The following is a 1,729-nucleotide window of genomic DNA, read 5'->3' on the forward strand; positions in this document are numbered from 1 at the left end:
GTCTACCTGGTCTCCGGCCTGGCCGAATGTAACCGCCACCCGTTCGACGTGGTGGAAGGCGAATCCGAGATCGTCGGCGGCCACATGGTGGAATACGGCGGTATGGCGTACGCCATGTTCTTCCTGGCGGAATACGCCAACATGATCCTGATCTCCCTGCTGGCATCGGTCATGTTCCTGGGCGGCTGGTCTGCTCCGATCGCAGCGCTGGATATCGGCGGCGTGTTCGGTGGCTTCATCTGGCTGTTCATCAAGACCTTCTTGATCGTGTCTCTGTTCATCTGGACCCGCGGTACCTTCCCGCGCTACCGCTATGACCAGATCATGCGTTTGGGCTGGAAAGTGTTCATCCCGCTGACCCTGGTGTACCTGGTGTTCGTGGCGACCTGGATGCAGACCTCCTGGAATATTTGGAAGTAAGAGAGCGAATACAGAATGGACCGATTGAAAGATTTCTTCGGCAGCTTCATGCTGRCCGAGTTGTTCAAGGGGATGGCGCTGACGGGCAAATACATGTTTGCCAAGAAGATCACCGTCCAGTTCCCTGAAGAGAAGACGCCGATCTCGCCGCGTTTCCGTGGCCTGCATGCACTGCGCCGTTATCCCAACGGTGAAGAGCGCTGCATCGCCTGCAAACTGTGCGAGGCCGTGTGCCCGGCGATGGCCATCACCATCGAGTCGGAACAGCGTGACGACGGCTCGCGCCGTACTACGCGCTACGACATCGACCTGACCAAGTGCATCTTCTGCGGTTTCTGCGAAGAGTCCTGCCCGGTCGACTCGATCGTGGAAACCCACGTACTGGAATACCACGGCGAAAAGCGTGGCGACCTGTACTACACCAAGGAAATGCTGCTGGCCGTGGGCGACCGCTACGAAGCGGAAATCGCCGCCAACCGCGCCGCAGACGCTCCTTACCGCTGATCGCCGAGGCTAACTAATGAACTTCACAACCGTATTGTTCTACGTGTTCGCTGCCATCCTCGTGCTGGCATCGACCCGCGTAATCACGGCCCGCAACCCGGTGCACGCTGCACTGTTCCTGGTGCTGGCCTTCTTCCAGGCGGCCGGCATCTGGATGCTGCTGAAAGCCGAATTCCTGTCCATCGTGCTGGTGCTGGTGTATGTCGGCGCCGTGATGGTGCTGTTCCTGTTCGTCGTGATGATGATCGACATCGACCTCGACAAGCTGCGGGCAGGGTTCTGGAACTATCTGCCGCTGGCGTCCATCATCGGCGGCGTGATCGTGCTGGAGATGGCTTCCGTGCTGTGGCGCTCCTTCGGCGTGGCTGGTACCCAGGCGCCTGAGGCGTCCAACACCATCGGCCAGACCAAGGCGCTGGGCCTGGCGATCTACACCGAATACATCTATGCGTTCGAAGTGGCGGCAGTCGTGCTGCTGGTGGCCATCGTGGCTGCCGTGGCCCTGACCCTGCGCAAGCGCAAGGACATCAAATACTTTGACCCGGCCGATGCTGTCCGCGTCAAGCGTAACGACCGCCTGAAGATCGTGAAGATGGACGCTGTCGTCCACGCTCCGGTCGAAGCGGCCACGAAGGAGGCACCATGACTTTATCGCTCGCACACTACCTGGTCCTGGGCGCGATCCTGTTCGCGATCTCGATCGTCGGTATTTTCCTGAACCGCAATAACGTAATCGTTCTGCTGATGGCCAACGAACTGATGCTGCTTGCACTGAACATGAACTTCATCGCGTTCTCGCATTACC

Annotated in this window: 4 protein-coding genes; all 4 read left to right on the forward strand. The window is 59.1% G+C overall.

Annotated elements, in window-relative coordinates; translation table 11 throughout:
• A partial coding sequence (locus AB4Z11_RS30865) for a complex I subunit 1/NuoH family protein (RefSeq protein WP_442029874.1) occupies positions 1-420 on the forward strand: 420 nt, incomplete at its 5' end.
• Positions 421-435: 15 nt separating this feature from the next.
• Positions 436-924, forward strand: a complete 489-nt coding sequence (gene nuoI, locus AB4Z11_RS30870; RefSeq protein WP_442029876.1) for an NADH-quinone oxidoreductase subunit NuoI — start codon at positions 436-438, stop codon at positions 922-924.
• A 16-nt stretch (positions 925-940) separates the two neighbouring features.
• Positions 941-1,570, forward strand: coding sequence for an NADH-quinone oxidoreductase subunit J (locus tag AB4Z11_RS30875; protein WP_442029878.1), 630 nt, complete (start codon positions 941-943; stop codon positions 1,568-1,570).
• Positions 1,567-1,729: NADH-quinone oxidoreductase subunit K (locus AB4Z11_RS30880; RefSeq protein ID WP_442029880.1), on the forward strand; the 163-nt coding region annotated here is incomplete at its 3' end. The genes AB4Z11_RS30875 and AB4Z11_RS30880, both read left to right, overlap by 4 nt.

This window comes from Pseudoduganella sp. RAF53_2 (genome assembly GCF_052113985.1).
Lineage (GTDB): Bacteria > Pseudomonadota > Gammaproteobacteria > Burkholderiales > Burkholderiaceae_D > Rugamonas.

Bases quoted from the DNA above. Each gene is read 5' to 3' on its own strand.
- AB4Z11_RS30875 (WP_442029878.1), top strand. From the start codon at position 941: ATGAACTTCACAACCGTATTGTTCTACGTGTTCGCTGCCATCCTCGTG.